Genomic DNA, 3,048 nt, shown 5'->3' on the forward strand with positions numbered 1-3,048 from the left:
CGCCTCGACGACGCGGCGCTGCGGCCCTACGTGCAAACGCTGTGGGAGCTCTTCGGTCCGCGCCGGCTGCTGTGGGGCAGCGACTGGCCCGTGCTGCGCCTGGCCGCGGACTACGCGCCCTGGTGGCATCAGGCGCAGCGCCTGGCCAGCCAGCTCCACCCCGCACCGGCCGCCGCCGACCTGGATGCCCTGTTTGGCGGCAATGCCGCCGCCCTCTACCGCCTCACGCCATGCTGACCGTCCTCTGCGAATCCCCGGGCACCCTTGCCGTCCACCATCGTCCCAAGCCGCAACGCCAAACCGGCGAGGTGCTGCTGCGCGTCCGCCGCGTGGGCGTGTGCGGGACCGATCTCCACATCTTCACCGGCCACCAGCCCTACCTCGCCTACCCGCGGGTCATGGGGCATGAACTGTCCGGCGTGGTCGAGGAGGCGGATCCCGACAGCGGCCTGCAGCCCGGCGACACCGTGTATGCGATGCCCTACCTGTCCTGCGGCCGCTGCCGGGCCTGCCGCCAGGGCAAGTCCAACTGCTGCGTGCAGATGCAGGTGCTGGGCGTGCATCGAGACGGCGCCTTCACCGAGTACCTCTGCCTGCCCCGCCGCTTCGTCGGCAAGGCGGACGGCCTCACGCTGGACCAGGCCGCGATGGTGGAGTTCCTGGCCGTCGGGGCGCACGCGGTGCGTCGCGGCGAGGTCGGCGCCGGGCAGCGCGTGCTGGTGGTGGGGGCCGGTCCGATCGGGCTGGGCGCGATGCTGTTCGCCGCCCTGCGCGGCGCCACCGTGGTGGCGCTGGACAGCCGGCGGGACCGGCTCGAGGTCGCGCGCGCCCACGCCGGCATCGCGGCCGCGGTGACGCTGGGCGACGGCGACGAGGCCGAACTCGCGCGGCTGACCGACGGCGAGTTCTTCGACGTGGTGTTCGACGCCACCGGCAATCCGCAGGCGATGGAGCGCGGCTTCCGTTTCATCGCGCATGGCGGCCGCTACGTGCTGCTGTCCATCGTGCAGGGCGACATCCGCTTCTCCGATCCGGAGTTCCACAAGCGCGAGGCCACGCTGCTCAGCAGCCGCAACGCCACGATGGAGGACTTCGACACCGTGATCGCCGCGATGCGCGCGGGCCAGGTGCCGCATGCCGCGCTGGCGACGCATCGCCTGGCGCTGGGCGACCTGCCGGCGCGCTTCCCCGACCTGCTCGATCCCGGGCAAGGCGTGATCAAGGCGCTGGTCGAATGCTGAGCCCTGGCCTGGACGGTGCGCCGCCGATCCTTCAATTCGGCACCGGGCGCTTCCTGCAGGCCCATGTGGACCTGCTCGTCAGCGAGGCGGCGGAGACCGGCGACGCGCTGGGCGGCATCACCGTGGTGCAGAGCACCGACCATCCGGCCAGCACCCGCCGCGCGCGGGAACTGGCACGCGCGCAGGGGTTTCCCGTCGTGCTGCGCGGTCTGGTCGGCGGCATCCCGGTGGAGACGCAACGGATCTGCCGCTCGGTGCGCGAGGCCCTGCATGCCGCCGCCGACTGGCCCGCGGTGCGCGAGCGCGTGCGCGGACCGGTGCGAGTGATCGTGTCCAACACCGGCGACGAGGGCTGGGCGCTGTCGCTGCGCGACGGCCCGGCGCTGCTGGCCGACGCGGCGCCCGCGCCCGAGGCCTTCCCGGCCCGGCTGCTGGTGCTGCTGCACGACCGCTGGCAGGCGGCCCCGGACGCCGGGCTGACGCTGCTGCCCTGCGAGCTGGTCTCGCGCAACGGCGCCGTCCTGGGCGACCTGGTGGTGGCCCTGGCGCGGTCCTGGCACTGCCCGCCGGCCTTCATCGACTGGCTGCTCGGCCACGTCGTCTGGGCCAGCTCGCTGGTCGACCGCATCGTGGCCCAGGCGCTGGAGCCGGTCGGCGCGGTGGCCGAGCCCTATGCGCTGTGGGCCGTGCAGGCCCAGCCGGGCCTGCAGCTGCCGTGCCGGCACCCGGCGCTCATCGTGACCGAGGACCTCGCGCGCCATGAACGGCTCAAGCTGTTCCTGCTGAACCTGGGCCACACGATGCTGGCGGAGCTCTGGCGCGTCCTCGACCGGGCGCCGGACATGACGGTGCGGCAGGCCATGGAAGACCCCGCGCTGCGCCAGCCGCTCGAGGACACCTGGCAGGAGGAGGTGCTGCCGGTGCTGGCCGCGCTCGGGCAAGGCGAGGAGGCGCTCGTCTACCTGGACGGCCTGCGCGACCGCTTGCTCAACCCCTTCCTCGAGCACCGGCTCGCCGACATCGCGCAGAACCACGCGAGCAAGAAGGCCCGCCGCCTGCTGCCGGTGGTCGAGCTGGCGCGGCGGCATGTGCCGGCGCTGTCCCAGTCGCGGCTGCGGACCGCCCTCAGGACCTCGTGATCAAGGAGCAGGACATGGAACGCATGGGCATGGTGATCGGCATCGCGCCGGAGCACATCGCCGAATACAAGCGCCTGCACGCGGCCGTCTGGCCGGCGGTGCTGGCCCGGCTGGCGGCGTCGAACGTGCGCAACTACAGCATCTTCCTGCGCGAGCCGGAGAACCTGCTGTTCGGTTACTGGGAGTACCACGGCAGCGACTATGCGGCCGACATGGCCGCCATCGCCGCGGACCCCGAGACCCAGCGCTGGTGGACCTTCTGCGGCCCCTGCCAGCGGCCGCTGGACAGCCGGGCCGAGGGCGAGCACTGGGCCGCGATGGAGCAGGTGTTCCATGTCGACTGAATCGCCGGGCGAAGACGCCGCCGCGGATCCGGGCGCCCTGTCGGCCTCGTCGCTGATCGTCCTGCATCCGGACGACAACATCGCGGTCGCGCGGTTCGCGCTGCCCGCCGGCGCACGCATCGCCCGCTCCCACGGGCCCACGCTGCAAGTGCTGGCACCGATCGAGGCCGGGCACAAGGTCGCGCTGCGCGCGATCGGGCGCGGCGAGCTGGTGCTCAAGTACGGCCAGCCCATCGGCCTGGCCAGCGCGCCGATCGAGCCCGGCGCCCACGTGCATGGGCACAACCTCGAGATGGCCGAGGTGATGCCGCCGCTCGCGGCGGC

The 3,048-nt window shown here is 73.1% G+C and carries 5 protein-coding genes; all 5 read left to right on the forward strand.

Going from position 1 to position 3,048, the window contains the following annotated elements:
• Window positions 1–237 (forward strand): amidohydrolase family protein (locus FUT87_RS24595; protein ID WP_147242694.1); only part of this gene is annotated, 237 nt, incomplete at its 5' end.
• On the forward strand, window positions 231–1,241 hold the full coding sequence (locus FUT87_RS24600; RefSeq protein ID WP_147242695.1) for a zinc-binding alcohol dehydrogenase family protein: 1,011 nt from the start codon (window positions 231–233) through the stop codon (window positions 1,239–1,241). The genes FUT87_RS24595 and FUT87_RS24600, both read left to right, overlap by 7 nt.
• Entirely contained in the window at window positions 1,235–2,380 is a 1,146-nt protein-coding gene (locus FUT87_RS24605; RefSeq protein ID WP_147242696.1) for a mannitol dehydrogenase family protein, read from the forward strand. The genes FUT87_RS24600 and FUT87_RS24605 overlap by 7 nt, the downstream gene beginning before the upstream one ends.
• 14 nt (window positions 2,381–2,394) lie before the next feature.
• Window positions 2,395–2,724: an L-rhamnose mutarotase gene (locus FUT87_RS24610; RefSeq protein WP_147242697.1), complete on the forward strand. Its 330-nt coding sequence runs from the start codon at window positions 2,395–2,397 to the stop codon at window positions 2,722–2,724.
• Window positions 2,714–3,048: UxaA family hydrolase (locus FUT87_RS24615; protein WP_147242698.1), on the forward strand; the 335-nt coding region annotated here is incomplete at its 3' end. The genes FUT87_RS24610 and FUT87_RS24615, both read left to right, overlap by 11 nt.

The organism is Mitsuaria sp. TWR114 (genome assembly GCF_007997345.1).

Excerpts from the sequence above, each read along its gene's own strand:
- FUT87_RS24610 (WP_147242697.1), top strand. The coding sequence starts at position 2,395 with ATGGAACGCATGGGCATGGTGATCGGCATCGCGCCGGAGCACATCGCC.
- FUT87_RS24600 (WP_147242695.1), top strand. The coding sequence starts at position 231 with ATGCTGACCGTCCTCTGCGAATCCCCGGGCACCCTTGCCGTCCACCAT.
- FUT87_RS24605 (WP_147242696.1), top strand. The coding sequence starts at position 1,235 with ATGCTGAGCCCTGGCCTGGACGGTGCGCCGCCGATCCTTCAATTCGGC.